24 protein-coding genes and 1 pseudogene are annotated in these 24,830 nt (G+C 69.0%); 16 read left to right on the top strand and 9 right to left on the bottom strand.

Going from position 1 to position 24,830, the window contains the following annotated elements; genetic code table 11:
- Positions 1-789 (bottom strand): P-loop NTPase (locus tag MFF30_RS08345; protein WP_238278645.1); only part of this gene is annotated, 789 nt, incomplete at its 3' end.
- Positions 790-1,146: 357 nt separating this feature from the next.
- Here MFF30_RS08345 and MFF30_RS08340 point away from each other — a divergent pair.
- The 3 genes from MFF30_RS08340 to pncB all read left to right on the top strand — a co-directional run bounded on the left by MFF30_RS08340 (position 1,147) and on the right by pncB (position 4,562).
- Entirely contained in the window at positions 1,147-2,508 is a 1,362-nt protein-coding gene (locus MFF30_RS08340) for a GGDEF domain-containing protein (protein ID WP_238278643.1), read from the top strand.
- 66 nt (positions 2,509-2,574) lie between these two features.
- The gene (locus tag MFF30_RS08335) at positions 2,575-3,078 is read left to right on the top strand and encodes a pyridoxamine 5'-phosphate oxidase family protein (protein WP_238278641.1); all 504 of its coding nucleotides are present in this window, start codon (positions 2,575-2,577) and stop codon (positions 3,076-3,078) included.
- 191 nt (positions 3,079-3,269) lie between these two features.
- Positions 3,270-4,562 (top strand): nicotinate phosphoribosyltransferase, encoded by a 1,293-nt coding sequence (gene pncB / locus MFF30_RS08330; protein ID WP_238278639.1) that lies wholly within the window; start codon positions 3,270-3,272, stop codon positions 4,560-4,562.
- A 7-nt stretch (positions 4,563-4,569) separates the two neighbouring features.
- Here the strand turns inward: pncB and MFF30_RS25950 are convergent, their stop codons facing one another.
- Entirely contained in the window at positions 4,570-5,634 is a 1,065-nt protein-coding gene (locus tag MFF30_RS25950) for a methyl-accepting chemotaxis protein (protein WP_283205878.1), read from the bottom strand.
- Between the two features lie 563 nt (positions 5,635-6,197).
- Here MFF30_RS25950 and MFF30_RS08320 point away from each other — a divergent pair.
- Both MFF30_RS08320 and hisN read left to right on the top strand, forming a co-directional pair.
- On the top strand, positions 6,198-8,156 hold the full coding sequence (locus tag MFF30_RS08320; RefSeq protein WP_238278637.1) for an AI-2E family transporter: 1,959 nt from the start codon (positions 6,198-6,200) through the stop codon (positions 8,154-8,156).
- A 118-nt stretch (positions 8,157-8,274) separates the two neighbouring features.
- Positions 8,275-9,063, top strand: coding sequence for a histidinol-phosphatase (hisN, locus tag MFF30_RS08315; protein ID WP_238278635.1), 789 nt, complete (start codon positions 8,275-8,277; stop codon positions 9,061-9,063).
- A 3-nt stretch (positions 9,064-9,066) separates the two neighbouring features.
- Here the strand turns inward: hisN and MFF30_RS08310 are convergent, their stop codons facing one another.
- A complete protein-coding gene (locus MFF30_RS08310) occupies positions 9,067-10,047 on the bottom strand; it encodes an alpha/beta fold hydrolase (RefSeq protein WP_238278634.1) in 981 nt (326 codons plus the stop codon).
- Positions 10,048-10,226: 179 nt separating this feature from the next.
- Between MFF30_RS08310 and MFF30_RS08305 the strand changes: the two genes are divergently transcribed.
- Positions 10,227-10,700, top strand: a complete 474-nt coding sequence (locus MFF30_RS08305) for an Hsp20 family protein (protein ID WP_238278632.1) — start codon at positions 10,227-10,229, stop codon at positions 10,698-10,700.
- Positions 10,701-10,783: 83 nt separating this feature from the next.
- Here the strand turns inward: MFF30_RS08305 and MFF30_RS08300 are convergent, their stop codons facing one another.
- On the bottom strand, positions 10,784-11,077 hold the full coding sequence (locus MFF30_RS08300; RefSeq protein WP_238278650.1) for a hypothetical protein: 294 nt from the start codon (positions 11,075-11,077) through the stop codon (positions 10,784-10,786).
- Positions 11,078-12,181: 1,104 nt separating this feature from the next.
- Positions 12,182-12,640, bottom strand: coding sequence for an RNA polymerase subunit sigma-70 (locus MFF30_RS08295; protein ID WP_238278630.1), 459 nt, complete (start codon positions 12,638-12,640; stop codon positions 12,182-12,184).
- Between the two features lie 291 nt (positions 12,641-12,931).
- Between MFF30_RS08295 and kdoO the strand changes: the two genes are divergently transcribed.
- Positions 12,932-13,798, top strand: coding sequence for a Kdo hydroxylase KdoO (gene kdoO, locus MFF30_RS08290; RefSeq protein WP_238278629.1), 867 nt, complete (start codon positions 12,932-12,934; stop codon positions 13,796-13,798).
- Positions 13,799-13,828: 30 nt separating this feature from the next.
- Positions 13,829-14,128 carry an antibiotic biosynthesis monooxygenase family protein gene (locus MFF30_RS08285; protein WP_238278627.1) on the top strand — a complete coding sequence of 100 codons (300 nt, stop codon included), beginning with the start codon at positions 13,829-13,831 and terminating at the stop codon, positions 14,126-14,128.
- 58 nt (positions 14,129-14,186) lie between these two features.
- On the opposite strand, the gene MFF30_RS08280 is transcribed toward MFF30_RS08285, so the two are convergent.
- The 3 genes from MFF30_RS08280 to MFF30_RS08270 form a co-directional block, all read right to left on the bottom strand.
- On the bottom strand, positions 14,187-14,504 hold the full coding sequence (locus MFF30_RS08280; protein WP_238278625.1) for a hypothetical protein: 318 nt from the start codon (positions 14,502-14,504) through the stop codon (positions 14,187-14,189).
- Between the two features lie 331 nt (positions 14,505-14,835).
- Positions 14,836-15,216 carry a hypothetical protein gene (locus MFF30_RS08275; protein ID WP_238278623.1) on the bottom strand — a complete coding sequence of 127 codons (381 nt, stop codon included), beginning with the start codon at positions 15,214-15,216 and terminating at the stop codon, positions 14,836-14,838.
- A 534-nt stretch (positions 15,217-15,750) separates the two neighbouring features.
- Positions 15,751-16,341, bottom strand: a complete 591-nt coding sequence (locus MFF30_RS08270; protein ID WP_238278621.1) for a PAS domain-containing protein — start codon at positions 16,339-16,341, stop codon at positions 15,751-15,753.
- 152 nt (positions 16,342-16,493) lie between these two features.
- Between MFF30_RS08270 and MFF30_RS08265 the strand changes: the two genes are divergently transcribed.
- Complete coding sequence (locus MFF30_RS08265; RefSeq protein ID WP_238278619.1) at positions 16,494-16,874, top strand: hypothetical protein; 381 nt, start codon at positions 16,494-16,496, stop codon at positions 16,872-16,874.
- Positions 16,875-17,030: 156 nt separating this feature from the next.
- The gene (gene hemC, locus MFF30_RS08260; protein ID WP_238278617.1) at positions 17,031-17,954 is read left to right on the top strand and encodes a hydroxymethylbilane synthase; all 924 of its coding nucleotides are present in this window, start codon (positions 17,031-17,033) and stop codon (positions 17,952-17,954) included.
- A 55-nt stretch (positions 17,955-18,009) separates the two neighbouring features.
- Here hemC and MFF30_RS08255 read toward each other — a convergent pair whose 3' ends face one another.
- Entirely contained in the window at positions 18,010-18,456 is a 447-nt protein-coding gene (locus MFF30_RS08255) for a response regulator (RefSeq protein ID WP_238278615.1), read from the bottom strand.
- A 138-nt stretch (positions 18,457-18,594) separates the two neighbouring features.
- Between MFF30_RS08255 and MFF30_RS08250 the strand changes: the two genes are divergently transcribed.
- The 6 genes and pseudogenes from MFF30_RS08250 to glmM all read left to right on the top strand — a co-directional run.
- Positions 18,595-19,026, top strand: coding sequence for an Hpt domain-containing protein (locus MFF30_RS08250; RefSeq protein ID WP_238278613.1), 432 nt, complete (start codon positions 18,595-18,597; stop codon positions 19,024-19,026).
- Positions 19,027-19,365: 339 nt separating this feature from the next.
- A complete protein-coding gene (pal, locus tag MFF30_RS08245; RefSeq protein WP_238278611.1) occupies positions 19,366-19,881 on the top strand; it encodes a peptidoglycan-associated lipoprotein Pal in 516 nt (171 codons plus the stop codon).
- A gap of 97 nt (positions 19,882-19,978) precedes the next feature.
- Positions 19,979-20,941 carry a tol-pal system protein YbgF gene (gene ybgF / locus MFF30_RS08240; RefSeq protein ID WP_238278610.1) on the top strand — a complete coding sequence of 321 codons (963 nt, stop codon included), beginning with the start codon at positions 19,979-19,981 and terminating at the stop codon, positions 20,939-20,941.
- Positions 20,938-21,963 carry a tRNA lysidine(34) synthetase TilS gene (tilS, locus tag MFF30_RS08235; protein WP_238278647.1) on the top strand — a complete coding sequence of 342 codons (1,026 nt, stop codon included), beginning with the start codon at positions 20,938-20,940 and terminating at the stop codon, positions 21,961-21,963. Before ybgF ends, tilS begins: the two co-directional genes overlap by 4 nt.
- A 151-nt stretch (positions 21,964-22,114) precedes the next feature.
- Positions 22,115-24,031 (top strand): ATP-dependent zinc metalloprotease FtsH, encoded by a 1,917-nt coding sequence (ftsH, locus tag MFF30_RS08230; RefSeq protein WP_056350029.1) that lies wholly within the window; start codon positions 22,115-22,117, stop codon positions 24,029-24,031.
- A gap of 290 nt (positions 24,032-24,321) precedes the next feature.
- Positions 24,322-24,666, top strand: a pseudogene (gene glmM, locus MFF30_RS08225) (phosphoglucosamine mutase); the annotation flags it as partial.
- Between the last annotated feature and the right edge of the window lie 164 nt (positions 24,667-24,830).

The raw sequence follows: 24,830 nt of genomic DNA, 5'->3' as shown, positions 1-24,830 counted from the left end.
GTCGATGAGGGCGAGGTCCTGCGGCGTCGAGACGATGACCGCGCCGGAGAGGGGAGTCGCCTGGGCCATGGTCAGTTGCGCGTCGCCGGTGCCGGGGGGCATATCGACGATCAGAATGTCGAGTTCGCCCCAGGCGACCTCCCGCAGCATCTGCGTGATGGCCGACTGCACCATGGGGCCGCGCCAGATCATCGCCGTCTCGGGCTCGATCAGGAAGCCGATCGACATCACCTTGATGCCGAAACCCTCCATCGGGGCGAGGAGGCGCTCCTCGATGACCTTGGGTTTCCCGGAGAGCCCGAACAGCTTGGGCACCGAGGGACCGTAGATGTCGGCATCGAGCAGCCCGACCTTCAGGCCCTGGGCCGAGAGCGCCAGGGCCAGGTTGCAGGCGGTGGTCGACTTGCCGACGCCGCCCTTGCCGGAGGCGACGGCCACGATATGGCGCACGCCCGGAAGGGCTGGGCCGGTACGCGGCGGCGGCGGAGCGGCGGGGCGTCCGGGGGCAGGCGGCGGCGGCTGGGCCGGCTGGTTCGGCCCGCGCTCGGAGGTCAGGCTGGCGAAGACGCCTGAGACGCCCGGCGTCGCCAGGATCGCTCCCTCGGCCCGGCGCCGGATCGGCTCGAAGCGCTCGGCTTCGCTCGGGTCGATCAGGATCGAGAACATCACCCGGTTCGTCGGGTCCACCACGACCTGCGACAGCCGCCCGGAGGCCGGCAGCGTGGTCCCGGCGGCATCGACCGTCACGGTCGAGAGGACCGCTAGCACATCGTCTCGGGTGATCGCCAAGGGTCTGGCTCCTTGCCGCGGCGGGCCGGACGGAGGGCCACGGCGCGGACACAATCGGGAGAGGTTCGCACACGCCGCGGCGCAGGCCGTCACGTCCACGGAGAACCCATGCGACAGCACAGCCAGCGCTCCGACGCAAGCGCGGAGGCGCATGACGCGGGGCGACAGCCGGTCGCGCGCCCCTGCTTCGAGCGGACCTCAACCGCGCGCGGTCGCGAATTCGGTTCAGGGTTTGGTAGGGATGTCGCGACGGCACGCAGCCGTGATTGCGTCCTCCAACCGTCCGGCCACGTTCGGTCCCGTGAGATTGTGGCGCCTCCGGCAGGGACGGCGCGAACGGACCGGGATCGTCGCATCGTGCTCGATTGCATTCGCCGCTGGCTCACCACGCCCGAGCGGGCCTTCACACGTCATCCGCGCGGCGAGGTCGCTCTGACCGACCTCACAGTGAGCCCGCGCCTCCTGCGCTTCTCCCGCCCTGTCTCGGCCCGCTACGAGATCGACACGCGCCGTGAGCGCGCGCGCCACCTGCGCCGCACGATCCTGATCGGGCTCGCCTTCCACAACGGCTTCTCTCTCACAACCTGGCTGCTGGCGCCGGAGATACTGCCCCTGGCCCTTGGCCTCCGCCTGGGCCTCGTGACGCCGCTAATCCTGCTCCTGGCCTGGGCCGTGCCCCGGATGCCGGGACCGCGGCGCGAGCGCATGGTCACCGCCACGATGCTGCTCGTGACGGGGGTGCCGATCCTGCTTTTCTGCCTGGGGCAAGGCACCCTGAGCGCCATCGCCTTCGTCGAGTATCCTCTGATGGTGGTGTTCGCCGCGCTGATGCTCGTGCTGCGCTTTCCCCATGCCCTCGTGCTCACGGGCCTCAGCGCGGCAGGCGCCCTCGCGGCCATTGGCTTACGGGGCGACCTGAGCCCCGAGCTCGCCCTCTGCCTCGCCTTCCAGGCGGTGACGGCCAGCGTGTTCGTCCTCTACGGCAACCACCAGATCGAGGGCGTGCGTCGGCGGGCCTACCTCGTCTCTCTGCGCGAGATCCTGCGCTCGGCCGGCCTCGAGCATGACCGGCGCGTCCTCACCGTGCTGTCCGAGACCGACGCCCTCACGGGTCTGGCCAACCGCCGCGCCCTCGATACGGCCCTGGCGGCCTCCGCCGGTGAGACGCGCGGCACGGCCCTCCTCATGATCGACGTGGATCACTTCAAGCGCTTCAACGACGCCTACGGCCATCCGGCGGGAGACGCCTGCCTGCGCCGCATCGCCGAGGCCCTCGCCGGGCAGACCCGTGGCGGGCGCGATGTGGTGGCGCGCTACGGCGGCGAGGAATTCTCGCTGCTGATGCGGGCCTGCGACCGGCGTGGAGTGGAACGTGTCGTCCGGCGCATGAACCTCGCTATCGCTCGCTTGGCCATCCCGCACGCGGACCGGGGCGATGGGCTGTCGCGCATCACCGTGAGCGTCGGGGTCGCGCTCACGGGGCCGGGCCGGGGCGCAGGGCCGGACGAACTCCTGGCCGAGGCCGACGCGGCCCTCTACGAGGCGAAGCGGCGGGGCCGGAACACCCACGTGATCCGGCAGATCGGCGAGGGCGACCTATCCGCCCGCGAGCGGCCGCCCGGTCGCCTGACGGTGCTGCGCCGGCCGGCCGCACGGACGGCACCACCGAAGGTCGTGCCGCTGCGCAATCCCGAAACCAATACCGCCCTGGCTCGTTAAGCACACGAACCGGCGGTGCGCGACCGCGCTGCCGACGCCGATCGACGAGTTGGAGACCACGATCCCATGCACCAGGGCAACCACCGCGACCACGAGGGCGCCAAGAAGCTGTTCGCCCTCATCAAGGACGTCAAGGTCGCGATGATGACCACCGCAGACCAGGACGGGAAGCTCTACAGCCGCCCGATGTGGTGCCAGGAGGCGGACGAGAACGGCGACCTGTGGTTCTTCACCAAGCTGCATTCGCCGAAAACCGCCGAGATCAGCAAGGACAATCAGATCAACCTCGCCTACTCGGACCCGTCGAGCCAGACCTACGTTTCGATCGCTGGCAAGGCCGAGATCATCACCGATCAGCCGACCATCAACGACAAGTGGAGCGAGAGCCTCAAGACCTGGTTCCCCAACGGCAAGGAAGATCCCGAAGTTGCTCTGCTGCGCGTCCACCCCGAGAAGGGTGAGTACTGGGACAGCCCGAACGCCACGATGCTGCATATCTACGGATACGTGAAAGCGGCGCTCACCGGCGAGTCGCCCAAGACCGAGACCAAGAAGGTCGACCTCGCCTGATCGTCGGGCCTGGTCGATAGAATGCGAAGGCGGCGCTCCGCAGTGAGCGCCGCCTTCATCGTTTGGCGGGTCCCCCTGAGGTCGTCGCGGCACAGCCCTGCATCGCGACCGGTTGACTTACCCACGGATGCCATGCGCCTCTCGGCGTCGCCGGCGCGGGGGGCGCCGCCAGAGGGGCCGTGATCCGTACCATGCTCGATCTTGCCACGCGGGTGTACAACCACAGCTTCAAGATCGACCCGATCGTCCGGTCCCTGCTGGACACGGATTTCTACAAGCTCCTGATGGCGCAGACGATCTTCCGCCGCCATCGCGACGCCCGCGTCACCTTCGGGATTCAGAACCGTTCGCGGCAGGTGCGCCTGGCGGATTTCGTCGATGCGGGTGAGTTGCGCGAGCAGCTCGACCACGCCCGCTCCGTCTCCCTGAGCCGCGGTGAATCCACTTGGCTGCGCGGCAACACCTTCTACGGCCAGCGCCAGATGTTCTCGGCCGACTTCATGGACTGGCTCGAGAATTTTCGCCTGCCCGAGTACGAACTGGAGGCGCGGGACGGGCAGTACGTCCTCACCTTTCACGGGCCCTGGCTTGAGACCACCATGTGGGAGGTGCCGGCGCTCGCCATCCTCAACGAGTTGCGCACCCGGGGCGTGGTGCGTCACCTCGGCAAGCTCGACCTTCAGGTGCTGTATGCCCGGGCGATGACCCGGGTCTGGGAAAAGATCGAGCGGCTGCAGCGCCTCCCCGGCCTGTCCATCGCGGATTTCGGGACCCGGCGCCGCCACGGCTTCCTGTGGCAGGACTGGTGCGTCGAGGCCATGCACGAGGCCCTGGGCGATCGCTTCCTCGGCACGTCGAACTGCCTCATCGCCCTACGCCGCGAGGTCGAAGCGGTGGGCACCAACGCCCACGAGTTGCCGATGGTCTACGCGGCCCTGGCCGACGACGATGCGGGCCTCGCCCGGGCGCCCTACGACGTCCTGGCCGACTGGCAGCAGGACTACGCCGGCAACCTCCTGGTGATGCTGCCCGATACCTACGGCACCACCGGCTTCCTGGCGAACGCCCCCGACTGGATGAACGCCTGGACCGGGATCCGCATCGACTCGAAGGACCCGATCGCCGGCGGCGAGGAGGCCATCGCCTGGTGGCGCTCGCGGGGCTCGGACCCGCGCGAGAAGCTCGCGATTTTCTCCGACGGTCTCGACATCGACACCATCGAGGCGATCCACGCCCATTTCCACGGCCGTATGCGGATCGGCTACGGCTGGGGCACCTTGCTCACCAACGACTTCCGGGGTCTTGTCCCGGACGGGCGCCTCGATCCGATCTCCATCGTCTGCAAGGTGATCGCCGCCGACGGCCGGCCCACCGTGAAGATCTCCGACAACCCGTCGAAGGCGATCGGCCCGGCCGAGGAGATCGCGCGCTACACCCGCGTCTTCGGCATCGAGAGCCAGCCCGCAATGCCGGTCCTGGTCTGACGGACGCTCACCCCGGGGACTGGACGATGACCCCGTACCAGCCGAGCCCCGCATAGGTCTCGTAGCCCGGCGTGCGGTGGAAGGCGACGATCCGCCCGGTCCGGGGATCGAGATCGGCGCCGCTCGCCCGGCCGTTGACGGCCAGCGGCAGGGTCTCCTCCAGCACGCCGCGTCCGTCCGAGGCCGCGATGACGCGATGGCGCGCATCGACGAGGAGGACCCGGGTGCGAGCCTTGTCCTCGCCCGATACCCGCACGCCGTCGACGATGGCGCGGGCCTGGGCCTGCCAGTCGAAGTGGATGGCCAGGACACCGATCGGCCGGGCCCGGCTGTCCCCATCGGCGCGCACGCTGGCGCAGTAGGTCGCGACCTGCGCTCCGCCGAGGCCGGGCTGGCCGGCCACATCCGCGGCGACGTAGGCGTCCCCGTCGGGCAGCGCGACCGCACGCCGAAACCAATCCTGATCGGCGACGTTTCGCCCGACGAGGCCGGGATAGCGGTCCGGCCGGCCGTGGGCGAGGACGTTGCCCTGCAGGTCGCAGAGCCAGAGGTCGAGATAGACCGTGTAGGCGTCGAGGATGATGCCCAGGCGCCGGGTGGCGTGGGCCATCGCCTCGGGCGTCGGCGCCGCGGCGCAGGCCACCAGGGCCGCGTCGGTGGCCCACCAGCGCACGTCGCAGGTGCGCTCGTAGAGATTCCGGTCGATGAGTTCGACCGCGTTGAGGGCAAGATCGATCAACCGGTCGGTCTGCGATCCCTCGGCGAAGCTCCGGACCCGGACCTGAAGGCTGGCGATGCGGTTCGACAGTTCGACCTCCAGGGCGCGGGCTACATTCTCCACCTCCGCGCCGATTGCCCGCACTTCCTGCGCCACCACAGAGAAGCCAAGGCCCATCTCGCCTGCGCGGGCCGCCTCGATCAACGCGTTGAGGGCCAGCATCTTCACCTGTCCGGTGATCGCCTGGATGCGCCGGCTCTTGTCGAACGAGATGCGCTGGAGTTCGGCGATCTCGGTCGCGATTCCGCTCAGGCTCGTCGCGTTGGCCGAGGAGGAACCGGCGCCAGCATCCATCGCCGTCTCGTGCAAAACCACCTCCCGCTTTCGTCGGATGCCATCCGTCGCCGTTCGTCACTGTGACTTACGAAAACAAGCTTATCGCCCGATTAAAATCCGGACTCGGCACAATCTCGTCGCGTATCTCGACAGCCTAAGCGGATGCTGCGACTTGGACAGCTTGGCGATCGACAGAAATCGACAAATACATCGCCCCGTTTTGCCAAAGTCGATTGCGTCCGTACCCGCCCGACGCGCCAGCAAAATTTCCGTCGGCGGAAGACGTGTATTGGTATCGCACGGCAAAGCGGCCGATCTTCACGTCGGCCCAAGCGACGAGACCACGGCACCCTGACCGAAAAACGCAGGGACACGGCGTCGGATACGACGTTTCCGATCCCGTTGCCGGAGTAGCGGTCCGCTTCAGCTATGCCGTGGATGCAGATGAAGGGTATCCAATCACGGTTTCGCGACGAGACGAACCGTCCGAAGGGATCGTTTTTCACGAGCGCTTTGTTCTCCTCGCGGTGGTGCCCACATGCGTGCGGTCCCGCGCGTCGCGTCTGGAACACGGAACCGGAATGGCCCTGCGATCAAACCCGAAGCCGTCCCTCGTGCCGCCACGACCGACACGCATCTCGGCCGCCGCCACGCCGCCCCAGACCCTGACCTCGCCCTTCATCATGACCGCCCTGATCATGGTGGGCCTGTATGTCGGACGCGACGTCCTGATCCCGATCGCCATCGCGATCTTGCTCTCCTTCGTGCTCGGCCCGTTGGTCAACCTGCTCCGGCGCTGGCATTTCGGACGGTTCCTGTCGGTGGCGACCTCCGTACTCCTCGCCCTCGGCACGGCAGCCGCCCTGGCGACCCTGATCGGCGTGCAGATCGCCGATATCGCCAAGGACGTTCCGCGCTATCGCAGCACCATCGAGCGCAAGATCGAGGGCCTGAACGACACCCCGGCGGGGCGGATTGCCGGCTACGTCGCCAGCATCGGCCGGACGATGCACGAGAGTCATGAGGAGAAGGCGCCCGAAGCCGCCCCGAAACCGGAGCCGCAGGCCGGTCCGGCGCCCCCCGAGAAGGCGATCCTGGTCGAGGTCAAGGAGCGGGCGCCGGGCCCCGTGACGCTGGCGGGCACGCTGCTTTCGCCGATCCTGCATCCGCTGGCCACCATCGGCATCGTGTTCGTGGTGCTGCTCTTCCTGCTGATGCAGCGGGAGGACCTGCGCGACCGGATGATACGGCTCGCGGGCTCCAGCGACCTCCATCGCACCACGGTGGCGATGGACGACGCCGCCAAGCGCCTCAGCCGCTACTTCCTGGTCCAGCTCGGCCTCAACGCCTCCTTCGGGATCGTGGTCGGCGTCGGGCTCTACTGTCTCGGCGTGCCGAACCCGGTCCTGTGGGGCATCTTCTCGGCGCTGATGCGCTTCGTGCCCTATATCGGCGCCTTCGCCTCGGCCCTGTTTCCCCTGGCCCTGGCGGCGGCAGTCGATCCCGGCTGGTCGATGGTGATCGGGACGCTGATCCTGTTCCTGATCCTGGAGCCCCTGGTCGGGCACTTCATCGAGCCGATGCTCTATGGCCAGTCCACCGGTATGTCGCCCTTCGCCGTGCTGGTCTCGGCCCTGTTCTGGACCTGGCTCTGGGGACCCGTCGGCCTGCTCCTGTCGACGCCGCTGACGGTCTGCCTCGTGGTGCTCGGGCGCCATGTCGACAAGCTCGAGTTTCTCGACGTGCTGTTCGGCGACCGCCCGGCCCTGACGCCGGTCGAGAACTTCTACCAGCGCATCCTGGCCGACGATCCGGAGGAGGCGCAGGAACATGCCGACCTGATCCTCAAGACCTGCTCGCTCACGGCCTACTACGATGAGGTCGTGGTGAAGGGCCTCGAACTCGCCGCCCGTGACGCCGCCCGCGGCGTGCTCACCACGGAGCAGAAGAGCGACATCCGCGCCAGCGTCGGCGGCCTCATCGATGAACTGGCCGACCGTGACGACCTGCGCAGCGACACCGAGGCGAAGGCCGATCCCGACGCGCCGCGTCCCGAGCCGCTGCCGGAGGCGTGGCGGACCACCGGCACGGTGCTGTGCGTGGCCGGGCGCAGCTTCGTCGACGAATCCGCCTGCGCGATCCTGGCCCAGCTCCTGGCCAAGCGCGGGATCGGGGCCCGGGTGGTGCCCTTCGCCGACGTGGCCCGGGCGCGGATCGGGGATTTCGACCCCGGCCCGGCCAAGCTCGTCTGCATCGTGTCGATGGCGATCAACGGCGAGCCCAAGCACCTGCGCCGGCTGGCCGAGCGCCTGCGCCGCAAGCTGCCGGGCACCTGCTTCGTCCTTGGCCTGTGGCAGGCGGACGATGCGAGCCTCGACGAGGCGACCCGGCACAGGGCGGTCGATGCCGACATCCACGTCTCGTCCCTGCGCGCGGCCGTGGAGGCCGTGGTGGCGACCGCGCAGGGCAAGCGTGCCCCGGACACGATGCCGGCCAAGCCCGGGGGCGAGTTCGCCCGCGTGCAGCCCATGCCGGCCTGACGTCCATACCCGCCTGACGCCCATGCCGGCCTAACACCGCCCACAGGACCGTTTGGGGCTTGACCGGCGGCCCTTCCGTCCGCTTCGCTTGCCCGCGTATCGGTAAGGGGAAGGCTCGATGAGCGTCGTCGATCTCGCGCGGTTCATGGACGATCTCGCCACCGCCTCGGGGCAGGCGATCCTACCCTTCTTCCGGGCCGCGTTCGGCATGGACGACAAGGCCCGGGGCGGGGCGGCCTTCGATCCCGTGACGGAAGCCGACCGGGCCGCCGAGGTGGCGATGCGCGGTATGATCCGGCGCCATCTGCCGACCCATGGCATCCTGGGCGAGGAATTCGGCTCGGAAAATCTCGATGCCGAGTGCGTGTGGGTACTCGATCCCATCGACGGGACCCGAGCGTTCGTCGCCGGCCTGCCGACCTGGGGCACGCTGATCGGCCTGACCCATCACGGCGCGGCGGTGCGTGGCCTGATGCACCAGCCGTATCTGGGCGAGATGTTCTCCGGCGATGGTGCGCAGGCCCGCCTGCGGTCTCCCCGTGGCGAGCGCAAGCTGCTGAGCCGCCGCGGCACCGCCCTCGACCAGGCGGTCCTCGCCACCACCGACCCGCGCCTGTTCGCCGAGGGCGCGGAGCGGGAGCGCTACCTCGCCCTGGAGGGCGCGGTGCGCCTCTCCCGCTACGGCACCGACTGCTACGCCTATTGCATGCTGGCGGCCGGACAGATCGACCTGGTGGTGGAGGCCGGGCTCAAGCCCTACGACATCGTCGCGCTGATCCCGATCATCGAGGGGGCCGGCGGCATCGTGACGACTTGGGACGGCGGGCCGGCAATCGGCGGCGGGCGCATCGTCGCCGCCGGGGACCCGCGCCTGCACGAGACGGCCCTGCGTCATCTGAACCCATAAGGTTCAGGCCTCCAGGCGCTCGCGCTCGGCCGGCTCCGCCGCGTCCGAGCCCGGCATGAAGGCGTCGAAGGCCGCCCAGAAATCCTGCCGGATCGCGTCGCGTTCGGACAGGATCTCATGGCGCGCGTCCGGCAGCACGAGGATGTGCCCCGCCCGCAGGCCGCGGGCGAAGCGCTCGGTGGTGCGGGTGCCGCAGACAGGGTCGGCCCCCGCCGCCACGATCAGGGTCGGCACCATGATCCGCCCCGGCACGCGCGGATCGGAAAGGCGCCGCATCGCCCGGAAGGCGCCCGCGAGCCATGCGATACTAGGATCGCCGACGGCGCCGGCGCCGACGTCCCGGGCGGCGGCCGCGTTGCGGGCGTAGCGCTCCGGATCCCGGCAGAGGCGGTTGTTCGGGTAGGGCTTGGTGGCGATCGAGACGGCGGAGCCGAAGGGGATGTAGCGCCGCCCCCAGCCGATCGCGTGCAGGATACCGGCGAGAAGCGCCGCGCCGGCGGGCCAGCGCACCATCCGGATGGACAGCATCGGCGCCACGGTGACGATGCGGCGGAAGGGCAGCCAGCCATCGAGGGCGCCTGTGAGCGCCACGGCGCCGCCCATGGAATGGGCGAGGCAGAGATGCGGATGCGGCATCAGGGGGCGCAGGATCGCCTCCTCGATCGCCTTCAGGTCCCTCCGGTAATCGTCGAAATGGGCGACGTGACCGCGGTGCGGATCGTCGACCTGGCGCTGCGATTCGCCCTGGCCGCGCCAGTCGAAGGCCACCACGGCGAAGCCGCGCCCGCGCAAGTCCGCGATCGTCTCGTAGTACTTCTCGATGAACTCGGCCCGACCTTGGAGCAGGCAGACGGTGCCCTTCACGAGCCGTGTGGTCGGGCGCCAATGGGCGGCCCGCAGCTCGACCCCATCGTCGGTGCGCACCGCCTTCAGGGCGCCGCCAGGAGGCACGGGATTGTCGGGCGTCGAGCGCAGGGTCAGCATCGGGGAAGTCTCGCGCAGAGTAGGATACCGAAAAATTTGGCCTCGCGGCGCATCCAGGCTCTTGCGAGGCCCAAATGGCACGCCGATATCACGGGAGCACCGGCCGATACGGCGGTGCGACTGGTCCGGCCCTTGGGCGGACCCGAAACCAACATGTTGCTTCTTATGGAGAATGTGTGATGCGTCAGTTCGACCTTGCTCCCCTGTATCGCTCCACCGTCGGCTTCGACCGCTTGTTCTCGGCCCTCGATCAGTTCGTGAGCGCCGACGCGGCCCCGACCTACCCGCCCTACAACATCGAGCGCACCGGCGAGAACGCCTACCGGATCACGGTGGCGGTGGCCGGCTTCACGGACTCCGATCTCGCGATCGAGGTCAAGGAGAATGCGCTGACGCTGAAGGGCGAGCGCAAATCCGACGCCGCCAAACCGGTGGAATTTCTGCACCAGGGCATCGCGGCCCGCGCCTTCGAGCGCCGGTTCCAGCTCGCCGACTATGTCCAGGTGACGGGTGCCACCCTCGAGAACGGTCTCCTGCACATCGACCTCGTCCGCGAGATTCCGGAGGCCAAGAAGCCGCGCCAGATCCAGATCGCCTCGGGCAGCGCCACTGCCGCCCCGGTGATCGAGGGCTCGGTGCAGCAGGCTGCGTGACGCCGTGCGACCTGTCACGCCGTAACCCGATAGCGTGACGCCTGCGAGCGCCCCGGTCGACCGACCGGGGCGTTTTCGCGTCCTCAGTAATCGTCGAGCCAGTTGCGGCTCGGCTCCTTGCAGCGATAGCCGACGAAGCAGTGCGGCGTGTCGCCGGCCGGGACGAAGGCCGGGATCGTGATCTCGGTGACCTCGCAGAAGCTGCGGTCGCGCACGAAGCGGTCATAGGTCTGGCCGCCGGTGCCGAGCACGAGTCCGCCGCTGCGGTCCACGAGCGCCTTGGCCTGGCGGCACGACATCTCCGGCGTGGCGGGACGTTGGGCCAGGGCAGGCCCGGCCGGGATCGCGAGGGCAAGGAGGACGATCGGAAGCCGCATGCCGGAGGCTTCGGTGCGCATGGCGCCGGCCGCCGGGCCGGCGAGCGATCGGTGTCGACCAGGCAGGGCGGCGTCGTGCTGATCCTGGGGCGATCGCCGAGGGCGGACGAAGGAAAGCCAAGCGACCCCTTGCCGGAAGGCAGGCTGCATCGCGGGTGGCGACGCGTGTCGCGTTAGGAACCGCCCAAACACTAAAATTCTATCGATCCGTCGCATCATAGGGCAATAGATCCAAACTATATTGGACAAAGACTAGAAATAGGCCCCAGCACCAATAAACTGGTAGGCCTTCGCGCTTCAGGAAATGCATATCATGTCGACCATTGGCACAAATCCAAGTTTGATGTCCCTTGGGCGGCCAGCGTCGTTCCTGGCAAAGGTTGTGGCCAAACCCCTTCCGGAAACAACTCCGGCTGTAGACGCATCGTCGAAGGACAGCGCGCCGCCGCCCCCCAGTGCGGCATCCCCTGCACCCGCTCCGATTGGGTCACCGAATGCCACGCGCGGTGTCATGTCTCTCAGCGGCATTCTCACCCTGCAAACGTCACCCCCCGGGGCACGGCCTGTCGCCGCCCCGAACTACGCGAGCGCAGCGTACAAGACGTCCGATGAATCCCTGGATGCGCCGACGGTTCTGACACCGGCGGTCCCGAACACCATCCACGTCGCTCTCAAGGAAACCGACATGGCCAGCGCAGGGGTAAACCTTCAGAACGTCCAAACCAATCGTCAGTCGATCGTATCGTCGGGGCAAGGTCTAGCGAGGCAGTCCGCACAAGCCTTTACGAAAGTCTTTGCTTGACCTCCCTGCTCGGGATGTTTGCTCTGGGGTGTCGCGTGACCATGACGCCCCCGGATGAAGCATCGTCCATTGATTGAAAGTCCGGCGCGCCGGACTCCGGACTAGAGACGCCACTGCCCTTTCGGAGCCTGACGGCCTCGCCGCCAGCCTCATGACGGGCACGCGGCCCCAAACGGCACCGTCCGCCGCCATTCTGGCCCTCCGCAGGTGCGACTTGGCAAGCTAACGCTTCGCCCTGCTGCGCTATTTGATAGGCCGCAGGTTTCAGCTGCAAAACCGGCGACCGTTTTTGTGAAACCTGCTTAGAGATCTCCGAAGATCAATTGCCCCTGCGGACTAGGCGGCCGGGCCGTATTCGTCCGCTTGACGGCCGATTTCGCGGATTTCGATGCACGACGCGGAGCCGGCGGGCGCTTGGCCACCGGGTCCGAGCGCATCCTGGCCTTGGCCCGGTCGCGGGCCACCGCCTCGGGGGCGTGGGGATCGTCGTCGAGCCACTTGCCGTGCTTGATCACCTCATTGACCCGGCCCTGGTTCACCCCGACCTTGAAGGCGATCTCCTGCTGGGTCATGCCGGTGGCGGCGTGCAGGTCCAGGATGGCGCGGGCGAGGTCCGGTGTCATCTTCTGGCCGGTGAGGCGGCGGGCGGGCTTGATCGTGCGGGTCGCCCGGTCGCGCGCGCGCAGACGCTCCAGCAGGGCGAGCGCCATGTGCATGCCGTGCTCGCGCAGGGAGTCCTCGAATTCCTTCAGCGTCGCCATCGTCGGAATCCTCGTCGCCGCGGAAGTCCCGTAAAAGTCCGGACCCGCGACTGTTTCATCAACGCCACCGAACCGCCCGGGTTGCGCATCGTTCATCAGGGTTGAGCCGGCACGCAGGGCGTGACAACCGGCGAATGCCGTCATCCACCGGTATTCGCGCGCCGGTTCGCGACGAAGACTGGATGCGGTCCCCGAGCGAGGGCGGACGCCCCCGCGACGGGCGGTTGGCCACCGGCGCGCGCTTCGGCTAAACCGCCGGTCCCGCCGCGGTTTTGCGAGGAGTCCCGCCCGATGATCAGCCCGATCGTTTCCGTCCCGCGCACAGGTCCGGCGCCCGGCACGCCCGCCCTGGTGGACGCCCTGGAGGACGGTGCGGTCCTGATGTTCCCGGACCTCGACTTTCCGCTGAGCGCCTTCGAACAGCGCTTCGTCGAGCGGCCCTTCGCGGACGGCAAGGCCAAGAACGTCAACATCCGGGGCGCCGCATCCACCCTGCGGGGGGCGGCAGGCACGCCCGAGGAGCAGGAGGCCCTGCGCCAGGTGCTGATCCGCTACCGGGGCTTCGCCGAAGCGCTGGTCGCCGAGCACCTGCCGGCCTACGCCGGCAAGGTCACGTTCGCCGGCACCTCCTACCGGCCCTTCGACGTCGATCGGCGCAAGATGAGCTGGCGCCGCGACGACACCCGCCTGCACGTGGACGCGTTCCCGTCGAACCCGATCGGCGAGAAGCGAATCCTGCGCATCTTCCGAAACATCAACCCGGACGGACAGCCGCGCCACTGGCGGGTCGGCGAGGACTTTTCCACGATGGCGGAGAAGTTCCTGCCGCGCCTGCCCGGCTACTCGCCGCTCTCGGCCCGGATGCTGGCTGCCCTCAAGATCACCAAGGCCCGGCGCTCGGAATACGACCACCTGATGCTGCACCTGCACGACGCCCTGAAGCAGGACATGACCTACCAGGAGACGGCGCCCCAGGCCGACGTGCACTTCGCCCCCGGCCAGACCTGGGTGACCTTCTCGGACCTCGTCATGCACGGCGCCATGGGCGGTCGCTACATGCTGGAACAGACCGCCTACCTCCCGGTGTCCGACCAGGCCCGTCCCGAGCGCAGCCCACAGCGCCTCCTCGCCAAAGCGCTCGGCCGCGCCCTACGCTGATCCCCGACACGCCCCCACGGAGTCCCACCGATGATCCTCGAAATCGCCCAGATCGACGTCAAGCCCGGCATGGAAGCCACGTTCGAGGCCGGCATCGCCGAGGCCTCGGCGATCTTCAAGGCGGCCAAGGGCTGCCGCAGCTTCGCGGTGCGGCGTTCCGTCGAGAAGCCGCAGCGCTACCGCCTCCTCATCGAGTGGGAGACCCTGGAGAACCACACCGTCGACTTCACGGGCTCGCAGGCCTGGAAGGATTACCGCGCGATGGTCTCGCCCTGCTTCGAGGCGCCCCCCAGCGTCGAGCACACGGAACTGACGCTGCAGGCCTTCTGAGACGGCGGGCAAGACGGACCAGGGGTCCCCGGCGTCGGGCGGCCCCGGTCGCGCGGCCTCAGGGGCCGGAGCCACGCACCATCATCTTGAGCCGATCGTCGAGCCGCTTGACACGCACCCGGATGCCGCGCTCGGCGCAGGCGCCAAGGGTCTCGCCGGCGAAGAAGCCGAAGCGCTCGGCCCGCGCGCGGCATTCCAGCACCGGCGGCAGGGCGACGACGAGCCCGCTCGGCACCACCAGTAACACGAGGTTCACGAACAGGGACGTCTTCCAGCCGAGGCTGATGCCACGGCCCGACGCCGCCCCGTCATCCGCCCGCGCGGCGGCGAACATGCGGGTGGCACCCCCCTCCGGCGCCTCTCGAGAGCGGCGCATCTCCACCTGAGAGCGGCGCCATGCCGCCTCCGCCCCGGGATGAGGGCGGTCCCGATCGGGGCTCGGAGCAAGGGGCGGCAGACTCGGCGCGGCTAAGGACGCGGCTTCGAGCAATTTGACGTCGACGGCGTTTGACGGGCGTCTCATGGCTCTCTCGGGTGGTTCGTTCGATGGCGCCGAACATGTCATACCAAAGCCGCTTGATCGCTTCCGGCGATCCCTGCGGGATCGGGTTCGGGATGGCGGATTTAGGCTTCGCTCAAGCGCCGCGCGGGCTTGCCGATGGGTCATTCGCTTCGACCAAGCGGATGACCCATCGGCGGATGACGTATCAGCGGATCCCGTTGGCGATGGTTCGGAGTTGGTCGTCGAGGGAGAGGGCCCGCCCGGCGAGGTCGCGCCGGGCACAGGCGCTGCCGCGCAGCATCTCGGGTATCCAGGAAGCCTGCATCCAGTCGCTCCGGAACCAGGAGGCCTGCGCGCCCCCGCGGCAATCGGACAGCAGGGCCGTGCCGAGCAGGAAAGCCATGGGCCCGAACATCAGCGCCAGCTTCAGGAGCCCGAACAGGCCGAGGCCGCCCCGGCGGGCGCGGCGTGGCGGGTCGCTCCGCGCGGGCCGTGCCGGCCAAGGCTGGGCGGGGGCGTCGTCCTGGGGCGGGGTGTCGGCACCGAACTGGTCCCGATAGTAGGCTTCGAGCTTGCTGGGCTTCATTCCGGGCATCCACGGCATGAAATCGACGGCATGAAATCGACGGCACGGGATCGGACTGCCATCAAGGCTCCGATCCTCGCCGGGCCTGGTAAAGGTGCGCCGAACGTCCGCCCGTTTGCCAGGACGCCGGCGCCACAACCTCGAGATGTGGTTTCGAAGATCCTCCCGCGAACCGGCGGTTTCGACGGACGCCGGTGATAGCGCCGCGCGGACTGCGTACCTCGGGAGCCCGGTTCCACTCAGCGTCCGAGCGATCCGCGCCCATGATCCAGCCGAAACCATGTGAGGCGGCATCCCGGCCAGCCGCTTTGGGTGGGGCTCGCCCCGGTCCGTCCCTCCGCGTGGTCTCACCGCGCGGCGACGACGGATCGACGACCGAGGCGCGGCGCGATGCCCGCTCCATTCGAACAGGGCCTACGATCGGATCGCGTGGTTTCCTCCTGTCCGCCGTCGGAGAGCGGCGGCATCGAAGCGGACAAGGCCGCCGAAATGTCGCGCGCCCTTCGGATGCTGTCACGCTGCTCCCGCCGATGCTCAGTCGCGCCCGCCTGTCGCATGGCGCGCGAGGACGCGTCCCAGTGCCCAAAGGAGGGTATCGATCGCACGGACCAAGACCGGCCGCTCGCTGCCATCGATTTCCTGGATGGCTTCCCGTGTCTCCAGCGCGAGGGTGGCGGCGCGTTCCAACGCGGAACCGCCCGCATCGGGCGCGATGAACAGCGCACGATCCTCGATGTGCCCGTCGAGCTTGCTCTCCGTGATGTCGATGAGGATGCCTCGGCCCTGCATCTCGCCCGTCACGGCGTTCCGTTCGTAGCGCCCCCGTCCCAAGACCCACCGCACCTCATTGGGGCGTGGTGTCGTGCGGTACTCCATGACGAAGAGGCCGCCGTGCTCGATCGAGCGGCCGATTCTGTCCCGGAAGAGTTCCCGGTCGCCGGGGTGGATGGCTCTGAGGAAGTTCACGAGGAGGAACCCCTCCGCTGCCTTCGCTGCATCGAGGCCGAATAAAGCTGCAGCCGCCTCATCCACGATGTAGTGATGTACGCTCTGTCCGGTCTGCCACGTACCGACGTTCGAAGCCGCCAGGGCTTCCGGTATATGTGCGGGCACGGCTCGCATCATAAGTTGTGACACGATTTTTTACCCCCGCACCTGAAGCCCCCATACAAATTCCTAAGAAGGGCATAAGTTGCAGGACCCGCAGGATCGCGGCAACGCTGTAAGCACTTTGTTGCAAACTTGTGATGCGGTCCGAATTGGGAGGGATTAATGCGATGACGCCCGATTCGAGGCTGGAGCAATCTTTCTCACATTTATCAGTGGAGCTGTTGCACCGGATCGCCGGTGTTCTTGATGTTCCCATCGAAAATTTCAATACGCATCGCGCCGCGCGCGTATTGTACACGGATAATAACGATCAATCGTGGCATCTTGCGCGAAACGGGTGTGGAGGCATCATCGTTCGCCACATCAGCGGCGTCGGCTGCGATCGATGCGTTGCCGACAGGACGGTGCTGGATTTTCTTCTGGTCGAGAAAGACACACCTCAGGGCGTCGTCGTGGCCACCCTCATCGACCAACTTCTGGTGGCGCATCTCGCGGACGGAATCACCTCTCTTCCCCATGCCGCATCGAACCTGCCGGACGGTGGATGAGCTGCCGCTTTCAGTAAGCGCCGAGCGCCGGATGTTTCCCACGCCAGCGACGGTAGCGGCTGTCCGCTGCGGTTTCGACGGAGGCCGGTGACAGCGCCGCGCGGACTGCGTACCTAGGGAGCCCGGTTCCACCCAGCGTCCGAGCGATCCGCGCCCATGATCCAACGCCCTCTCCGCATCGGCACGCGCGGCAGCCCTATGGCACTCGCCCAGACCGGAATGGTCCGCGACCAGATCGTGGCGGCCAATCCGGGGCTCGAGACCGAAATCGTGGTGGTCAACACGGTGGCCGACCGCATCCTCGATCGCCCCCTGTCGGAGATCGGCGGCAAGGGCCTGTTCACCAAGGAGCTGGAACAGGCGCTCTACGCCGACGTGGTCGACGTCGCGGTCCACTCCATGAAGGATGTCGAGACCTGGCTTCCGGACGGGCTCGTCATCGCCTGCATCCTGGAGCGGGACGACCCGCGCGACGCCTTCCTGTCGCCACGCGCGGCGGGCTTTGCCGACCTGCCGGCGGGCGCCCGGGTCGGCACCTCGTCCCTGCGCCGCGCCGCCCAGGTGCTGATGCGCCGCCCCGACCTGCGGATCGTGCCCCTGCGCGGCAACGCCAACACCCGGATGCGCAAGCTGGAGGAGGGGACCTGCGACGCGACCCTGCTGGCACTCTGCGGCCTCGAGCGTCTCGGCATGGCCGACATGGCCCGCAGCGTCCTCGCCGTGGAGGAGATGCTGCCGGCGGTGGCGCAGGGAGCGCTCGGCATCGAGTGCCGCGAGGCGGACGCGGCAGTGCGCGCGCTCCTCGACCCCCTGGTCTCGGCGCGCGCCACGGCCGAACTCGCCGCCGAGCGGGGCCTCCTAGCCGAACTCGACGGCTCCTGCCGCACGCCCATCGCCGCCCTGGCGCGGATCAGCGGCGACACCCTCGACCTCGACGGCCTGCTGTTCCTACCCGACGGCAGCGCCCATTGGGCAGTGCGGCGCTCCGGTGCGGTCTCGGACGCGGCCCGGATCGGCCGGGAGGCCGGCGCCGAACTCAAGCGGGCCGCGGGCGACACCTACGCGCGGCACCTCCAGTAGGGCAGGTCCCATAGGCCGGGGGCAACCGGCCGAAGGGCGCGTTGGAGAACCGGGTTCAGCCCACGGCGCGCAGGGCGAGCGGCTCATGAAAGGCGAGCGGCTCCTGCAGGGGATGCGGCTCCTGCCGCCCCTGCATCATCGCACCGGCGAGGTCGATCACGTCCTGGATCCGGAAGGGCTTGTTGAGGAAGACGCTTCCCGGCACGGCGCGCCGGTCGCTGCGCCCCCCCGTGGAGGTATAGATCACCGGCTGGCCGGGATTGAGGGTGCGGTAGGCCTCCGCCACGGCCCAGCCGTCGATGAGGCCGGGCAGATTGATGTCCGTGATCAGCAGCGCCAGGTCGGGCGCGCGGGGATGGGAGCCCGCCTGCCGGATCGTGGCCAACGCAGCCTCGCCGCTGGACACCGAGACCACGCCGATGCCGCGCCGCTCGCACAGGCCCGTGAGCATGTCGAGCAGCAGGTAATTGTCTTCCACGATGAGCACTTGACGCTGTCGCATCGGTCGCACCAACTCTTTGCAGCGCCGAATTAGTCCGATATTCGTTAAGCACGGATCAACGGGCTCCGTGTTTCCGCCCTCGCGCGCGCATCGGACGGCGCACGGAAACACCCTCGGACGACGCCATTGGACGACGCCATGCCGACCCCGTCGCCGGTTTCTTCGCCTATACCTTCGCCGGACGCCGGCACGGCGCACGATGCCGCGCGGCTGCCGCCCAGCGACCGTCGGCCCGTCTACGATCCCGGGACCCTGGCCGAACTCGACGGCATCTTCGGGCAGGCGCGCCTGCTGGACCTCCTCGCGCGCCTGAAGGGCGAGATCGCGCAGCGACTGCAGGCCGGCGTGGCCGAGCGTGCCACCCTGGGCCACGACGCCCACACCCTGCTCTCGGTGAGCGGCTCCCTCGGCTTCTTCGACCTCTCGCAGCGCTGCTCGGAGCTGGAACAGGCCTGCCTGCGCGGGTCCGACCTCGACGCCTCCCTGGACGCCGCCCGCGCCGCCGCGACCCGCGCCGTCGCGGCGATCGACGTCATCGCCGCGACGGCGCGAGCCGCGACCCCGGCCTGAGAGGGGAGCCACAAGGCGTTGCCGAAACGCAACAGCTTGACTGCAATCGACAACGCGGCGCGCCAGGACGCGGCGCTGCCGCAATCGCGGCCGATGAGCGCCGGGCCGGGCGCTGCGGCGCAGGGTCCGCGAGATGCCGATCTCGGGACACTGATCTCGCCAACCGTGGATCCGGCGAAACCTGATACAGGCGGATCCGGGGGCGTCATGGCTAACGGAACCTTCGCTTAACCGAGTCCGACTAAGTACCGGTCCCGACAAGCCCCCCGGGGGCATGCGGCGACGAAGCCGGCCTTCCCCTCGCACGGCCGGCGGGATCTGCCCGAGGAGAACAGGATCATGTCCATGACTGCGCGCTTGCGCGTGTTTCCGCTGGCGGCCGCCCTCTGCGCGGCCCTCAGCGTCGCCGCCTGCACCAACGACAAGGATCTGGCCGACGCCTCCGGCTTCGGCGGGGGCCTGAACGGGGGCGCCAACACGCCCGGCAGCGCCCAGGACTTCGTGGTGAATATCGGCGACCGCGTGTTCTTCGAGTCCGATTCCACCGACCTGACGCCCACCGCCACTGCCACCCTCGACAAGCAGGCGAACTGGCTGCAGCGCTACCCGCGCTACACCTTCCTGGTCGAGGGCCACGCCGACGAGCGCGGCACCCGCGAGTACAACTTCTCGCTCGGCGAGCGCCGGGCCCAGTCCGTGAAGGATTATCTCGCCTCGCGCGGCATCGCGAACGGCCGCATCCGCACCGTCTCGTACGGCAAGGAGCGCCCGGTGGCGGTCTGCAACGACATCTCGTGCTGGTCGCAGAACCGCCGCGCCGTCACCGTCCTCGATCGCGGCGGCGCCGGCTCGTAGGGTCGCCAGCCGGACCGGTCAGGCCCGACTTTTGCCCCGGACGGGTGCCACTGCTATCCGGCACCCTTCCGCCAACCGATCATCGGTGACGATTGTCATGCTCCGTCGCTTCCTCCTCGCCACCGCCCTGTGCGCGGCCAGCCTCGTCCCGGGCGCCCTCTCCGGAGCGCGGGCGCAGGACGCGTCCGACTTCGTGGTGCGCCTGAACCGGCTGGAGAATCAGTCGCGGCAGACCGCCGGACAGATCGAGACGCTCCAGCACGAGAACCGGCAGCTGAAGGAACAGCTGCGCAAGTTCCAGGAGGACGTCGAATTCCGCCTGCAGGAGGCCAAGGGCGGACGCTCAGGGGCGCCGGCGGCCAGTCCGTCGGGCACAAATCCGGGCGCGGCCAAGCCCCAGAAGCGTAGCGACGCCTTCGACCCCGACCAGAACCCCGGCCGCCCCGGCGCGCCGATGCCACTGGGCACCACGACGCCGTCCTCCGCTGTGGCCGAGGCGCCGCGCGGCCGCAGCGTGCCCCCCACCGTGGTGGACCCCGACGACGAAGAGCCGGGCCTGACCCCGCCCGGGCTCGGCGGCCCCGTCGACCTCTCGCCCCCCGCCCGGGTTCCGACCACCGGCGCGCTGCCGAGCCCGGCCCGCGCCCCGAGCGTGGCCTCCACGGGCTCGGGCGACGCGCGCGCCGATTACGAGGCGGCCTACGCCTACATCCTCCAGCGCCAGTACGAGCAGGCGGAGATGGGCCTGCGCCAGTTCATCCAGTCGCACCCGCGCGACGCCCTGGTGCCTTCCGCCACCTACTGGCTCGGCGAGAGCTACCTGCAGCGCAACCGCAACCGCGAGGCGGCCGAGCAGTTCCTGAAGGTCTCCACCGACTATGCCCGCTCGGCCCAGGCGCCCGACGCCATGCTGAAGCTCGGCGCCTCCCTGAACGCGCTCGGCGCCCGCGAGCAGGCCTGTGCGACGCTGGCCGAACTCGAGCGCAAGTTCCCCTCCGCCAGCACATCCGTCCGTCAGGGCGTCGCGCGCGAGCAGAAGCGCGCGCGCTGCGCCGCCTGAGCCCGCAAGATCTGCTCCCGAGCGACGCCGCGATCGCAGCAGCGCTCCGGCCCTACCTCGCGGGCCGCGCGGCGCCGGTGTTGCTCGCGGTCTCGGGCGGTCCCGACTCGACCGCCCTGCTGGCCGCCTGCGCGGCCTACGGCGCCGAGACGCCCGTCCACGCGGCGACCGTGGACCATGGCCTGCGCCCCGAATCCGAAGCGGAGGCCCGTGCCGTGGCCGCCCTGTGCGGCAAACTCGGCGTCCCTCATCGGATCCTCGCCTGGACTGGGCCGAAGCCCGCCCACGGCCTTCAGGCCGCCGCCCGCACCGCGCGCTACGACCTTCTGGCGCGCCACGCCGTTACGATCGGCGCGGACCTCCTGCTCACCGGCCACACTCGCGACGACCAGGCCGAGACCGTGCTGATGCGCCTCCTCGCCGGGAGCGGACCAGCGGGCCTTGCGGGCATGCGGCGCGAACGCCCCCTCGGCGCCCTGTGCCTCGCGCGGCCCTTCCTCGACATCCCGAAGGCCGACCTCGTCGCCTATTGCGCGGCGCGCGGCCTCGCCTTCGTCCGCGATCCCGCGAACCACGACGCGCGCTTCGCCCGCGCCCGCCTGCGCGCGCTGCTGCCGGTGCTGGCGGGGGAGGGGCTCTCGCCCGAGCGCCTGTGCCGGCTGGCCGCGCGGTGCGCCCGCGATGCCGAGGCCCTCGACCGGGCCGCCGTCGAAGCCCTGGCCACCGCGTGCGAAACGACGGACGAATCCCGCCTCATCCTCGACGGGGGGCGCCTGCGCGCGTTACCCGAGGCCGTGCTGGTGCGGGTCGTCGGCCTCGGGCTCGCCCGCCTCGATCCGGACGGGGCCGAGCGCCTGGAGCGCCTGGAGCGCCTCGTGTTCGAGGCCGTCCTGCCGGCCCTTCGCAGCGGGCGGACCCTGCGCCGGACCCTGCGGGCGGTGCTGGTGGCGGTGACGCCCGGGGGCGACTTGGTTCTATCCCCGGCACCGGCTCGACGGGGGCCACAGACGCGCGCCCTCTGAGCGCGTGCGTCGTCTGGGCCCGGTGGGTGCGCGCTTCGCCTCGTGCGCTCGACTTGGCAAGGGGTGGCGCGCTGCCTACATTGGCGACGAGTGCCCGGATCGACCCGCCCCATTTGGCGCGGCGGGCCCAGGCGCCTCCAGGGATTGATCGATGAACCCGAATTTCCGCAATTTCGCCTTGTGGGTCGTCATCTTCCTGCTCGTGCTCGCCCTCGTGACCCTGTTCCAGAACCCGGGTCATCGCGGTGGCGGCTCCGAGATCGCCTATAGCCAGCTTCTGAACGATGCCGATTCCGGCAAGATCCAGACGGTGGTGATCTCCGGGCAGGACGTCAGCGGCACCTATGTCGGCGGCGGCAACTTTACTTCCTACGCCCCCAACGACCCGAGCCTCGTCTCGAAGCTCCAGAGCAAGGGCGTGCAGATCACCGCGCGTCCGCCTTCGGACAACACGCCGTGGTTCATCCAGTTGCTCGTCAGCTGGCTGCCCATCCTGGTGTTCATCGGCGCCTGGATCTTCCTGTCCCGCCAGATGCAGTCGGGCGCGGGCCGCGCCATGGGCTTCGGCAAGTCGAAGGCCAAGCTCCTCACAGAGGCCTCCGGCCGCGTGAGCTTCGACGACGTCGCCGGCGTCGAGGAGGCCAAGGAGGATCTGCAGGAGATCGTGGAGTTCCTGCGCGACCCGCAGAAGTTCCAGCGCCTGGGCGGCCGCATTCCGCGCGGCGTGCTCCTCGTCGGCCCCCCCGGCACGGGTAAGACCCTGATCGCCCGGGCGGTCGCGGGCGAGGCCAACGTGCCGTTCTTCACGATCTCCGGTTCGGACTTCGTCGAGATGTTCGTCGGCGTCGGCGCGTCGCGTGTCCGCGACATGTTCGAGCAGGCCAAGAAGAACGCTCCCTGCATCATCTTCATCGACGAGATCGACGCGGTCGGCCGCCATCGCGGCGCCGGCCTCGGCGGCGGCAACGACGAGCGCGAGCAGACCCTGAACCAGCTCCTCGTGGAGATGGACGGCTTCGAGGCCAACGAGGGCGTGATCATCATCGCTGCCACCAACCGACCCGACGTGCTCGACCCCGCCCTGCTGCGTCCGGGCCGGTTCGATCGCCAGATCATGGTGCCGAACCCCGACGTCGTCGGCCGCGAGCGCATCCTGCGCGTCCACGTCCGCAAGGTGCCCCTGGCGCCGGACGTCGACCTCAAGGTCATCGCGCGCGGCACGCCGGGCTTCTCCGGCGCCGACCTCATGAACTTGGTGAACGAATCGGCTCTCCTCGCCGCACGTCGCGGAAAACGCATCGTCACGATGCACGAGTTCGAGGACGCCAAGGACAAGGTGATGATGGGCGCCGAGCGGCGCACCCTGGTCATGACCGAGGACGAGAAGCGGCTGACCGCCTATCACGAGGGCGGCCACGCCATCGTGGCCTTCAACGTCCCGGCGACGGACCCGGTTCACAAGGCCACCATCATCCCGCGCGGCCGGGCCCTGGGCATGGTCATGCAGCTGCCCGAGCGAGACAAGCTCTCGATGTCTTTCGAGCAGATGACCTCGCGCCTCGCCATCATGATGGGCGGACGCATCGCCGAGGAGATGACTTTCGGCGCCGACAAGGTGACCTCCGGCGCCCAGTCCGACATCGAGCAGGCCACGCGTCTCGCCCGCATGATGGTGACGCGCTGGGGCTTCTCGCCCGAACTCGGCACCGTGGCCTACGGCGAGAATAACGACGAGGTCTTCCTCGGCATGTCCATGGGCCGTCAGCAGACGGTCTCGGAGGCCACCGCCCAGAAGATCGACGCGGAGGTTCGCCGCCTCGTCGAGACCGGGCTCGAGGAAGCCCGCCGCATTCTCGGGGAGCACAAGGACGACCTCGAAGCGCTGGCCCAGGGCTTACTGGAATACGAGACCCTCTCGGGCGACGAGATCAAGAACCTCATCGCCGGCAAGCCGCCGATCCGCGATTCCGGTGACGGGCCGACCACTCTGCGGGGCTCCTCGGTGCCCTCCGCCGGCCGTGGCCGCCCCCGCGGCAGCGACGGTCTGGAGCCGCAGCCCCAGGCTTGAGCGTTCGACCCCTGACCGATCGGTGCTTGGCACCAAGTACCGATCATTCTGAGCATCCGCTCGCGACGACACCACGAGCCCGCCACTGGCGGGCTCGTTCTCATAAAGGCCCCGGTAACGCTGTGACGGGCTCGTGGCGATTGGCGCGACTCGTGCGCAGGCCCGCAACCGGATCTTCAGGCCCCGGTACGACGCTGGTCCGCCCGGACTGGACGAAGCCAGCTGGGACGAGCGTCGTGAGACGGACTGAAGATCTCGACACCGCGAACAGAAGACGGGACGCGAAGAGCATGTCGCGCAAGTATTTCGGAACGGATGGCATCCGGGGACGGGCCAACGGCGTCATCACGCCGGAACTCGCCCTGAAGGTCGGCCAGGCGGCGGGCCTCGTGTTCCAGCGCGGCGACCACCGCCACCGCGTGGTGATCGGCAAGGATACCCGCCTCTCCGGTTACATGATCGAAACGGCGCTGATCGCCGGCTTCACCTCGGTGGGGATGGACGTGCTGCAGCTCGGACCGATGCCGACCCCGGCGGTGGCGATGCTGACCCGCTCCATGCGCGCCGATATCGGCGTGATGATCTCGGCCTCGCACAATCCCTTCGAGGACAACGGCATCAAGCTGTTCGGCCCGGACGGCTTCAAGCTGAACGACGAGGTCGAGCGCGAGATCGAGGCCCTGATCGACGGCGAGCTGCACAAGCGCCTTGCGGGATCGCGGGACCTCGTCGTTCAGCTTGAAGCCGTCCGGGCCGAACAGCTTGATGCCGTTGTCCTCGAAGGGATTGTGCGAGGCCG

This window comes from Methylobacterium goesingense (assembly GCF_022179225.1).
Lineage (GTDB): Bacteria > Pseudomonadota > Alphaproteobacteria > Rhizobiales > Beijerinckiaceae > Methylobacterium > Methylobacterium goesingense.
The sequence above is the reverse complement of the archived record's forward strand: the minus strand, read 5'-3'. Positions and strand labels throughout refer to the sequence as shown.

Coding starts and splice junctions, on each gene's coding strand:
- MFF30_RS08335 (WP_238278641.1), top strand. CDS start 2,575: ATGCACCAGGGCAACCACCGCGACCACGAGGGCGCCAAGAAGCTGTTC.
- pncB (WP_238278639.1), top strand. CDS start 3,270: ATGCTCGATCTTGCCACGCGGGTGTACAACCACAGCTTCAAGATCGAC.
- MFF30_RS25950 (WP_283205878.1), bottom strand. CDS start 5,634: ATGGATGCTGGCGCCGGTTCCTCCTCGGCCAACGCGACGAGCCTGAGC.
- MFF30_RS08320 (WP_238278637.1), top strand. CDS start 6,198: ATGGCCCTGCGATCAAACCCGAAGCCGTCCCTCGTGCCGCCACGACCG.
- hisN (WP_238278635.1), top strand. CDS start 8,275: ATGAGCGTCGTCGATCTCGCGCGGTTCATGGACGATCTCGCCACCGCC.
- MFF30_RS08310 (WP_238278634.1), bottom strand. CDS start 10,047: ATGCTGACCCTGCGCTCGACGCCCGACAATCCCGTGCCTCCTGGCGGC.
- MFF30_RS08305 (WP_238278632.1), top strand. CDS start 10,227: ATGCGTCAGTTCGACCTTGCTCCCCTGTATCGCTCCACCGTCGGCTTC.
- MFF30_RS08300 (WP_238278650.1), bottom strand. CDS start 11,077: ATGCGGCTTCCGATCGTCCTCCTTGCCCTCGCGATCCCGGCCGGGCCT.
- MFF30_RS08295 (WP_238278630.1), bottom strand. CDS start 12,640: ATGGCGACGCTGAAGGAATTCGAGGACTCCCTGCGCGAGCACGGCATG.
- kdoO (WP_238278629.1), top strand. CDS start 12,932: ATGATCAGCCCGATCGTTTCCGTCCCGCGCACAGGTCCGGCGCCCGGC.
- MFF30_RS08285 (WP_238278627.1), top strand. CDS start 13,829: ATGATCCTCGAAATCGCCCAGATCGACGTCAAGCCCGGCATGGAAGCC.
- MFF30_RS08280 (WP_238278625.1), bottom strand. CDS start 14,504: ATGCGCCGCTCTCGAGAGGCGCCGGAGGGGGGTGCCACCCGCATGTTC.
- MFF30_RS08275 (WP_238278623.1), bottom strand. CDS start 15,216: ATGAAGCCCAGCAAGCTCGAAGCCTACTATCGGGACCAGTTCGGTGCC.
- MFF30_RS08270 (WP_238278621.1), bottom strand. CDS start 16,341: ATGATGCGAGCCGTGCCCGCACATATACCGGAAGCCCTGGCGGCTTCG.
- MFF30_RS08265 (WP_238278619.1), top strand. CDS start 16,494: ATGACGCCCGATTCGAGGCTGGAGCAATCTTTCTCACATTTATCAGTG.
- hemC (WP_238278617.1), top strand. CDS start 17,031: ATGATCCAACGCCCTCTCCGCATCGGCACGCGCGGCAGCCCTATGGCA.
- MFF30_RS08255 (WP_238278615.1), bottom strand. CDS start 18,456: ATGCGACAGCGTCAAGTGCTCATCGTGGAAGACAATTACCTGCTGCTC.
- MFF30_RS08250 (WP_238278613.1), top strand. CDS start 18,595: ATGCCGACCCCGTCGCCGGTTTCTTCGCCTATACCTTCGCCGGACGCC.
- pal (WP_238278611.1), top strand. CDS start 19,366: ATGTCCATGACTGCGCGCTTGCGCGTGTTTCCGCTGGCGGCCGCCCTC.
- ybgF (WP_238278610.1), top strand. CDS start 19,979: ATGCTCCGTCGCTTCCTCCTCGCCACCGCCCTGTGCGCGGCCAGCCTC.
- ftsH (WP_056350029.1), top strand. CDS start 22,115: ATGAACCCGAATTTCCGCAATTTCGCCTTGTGGGTCGTCATCTTCCTG.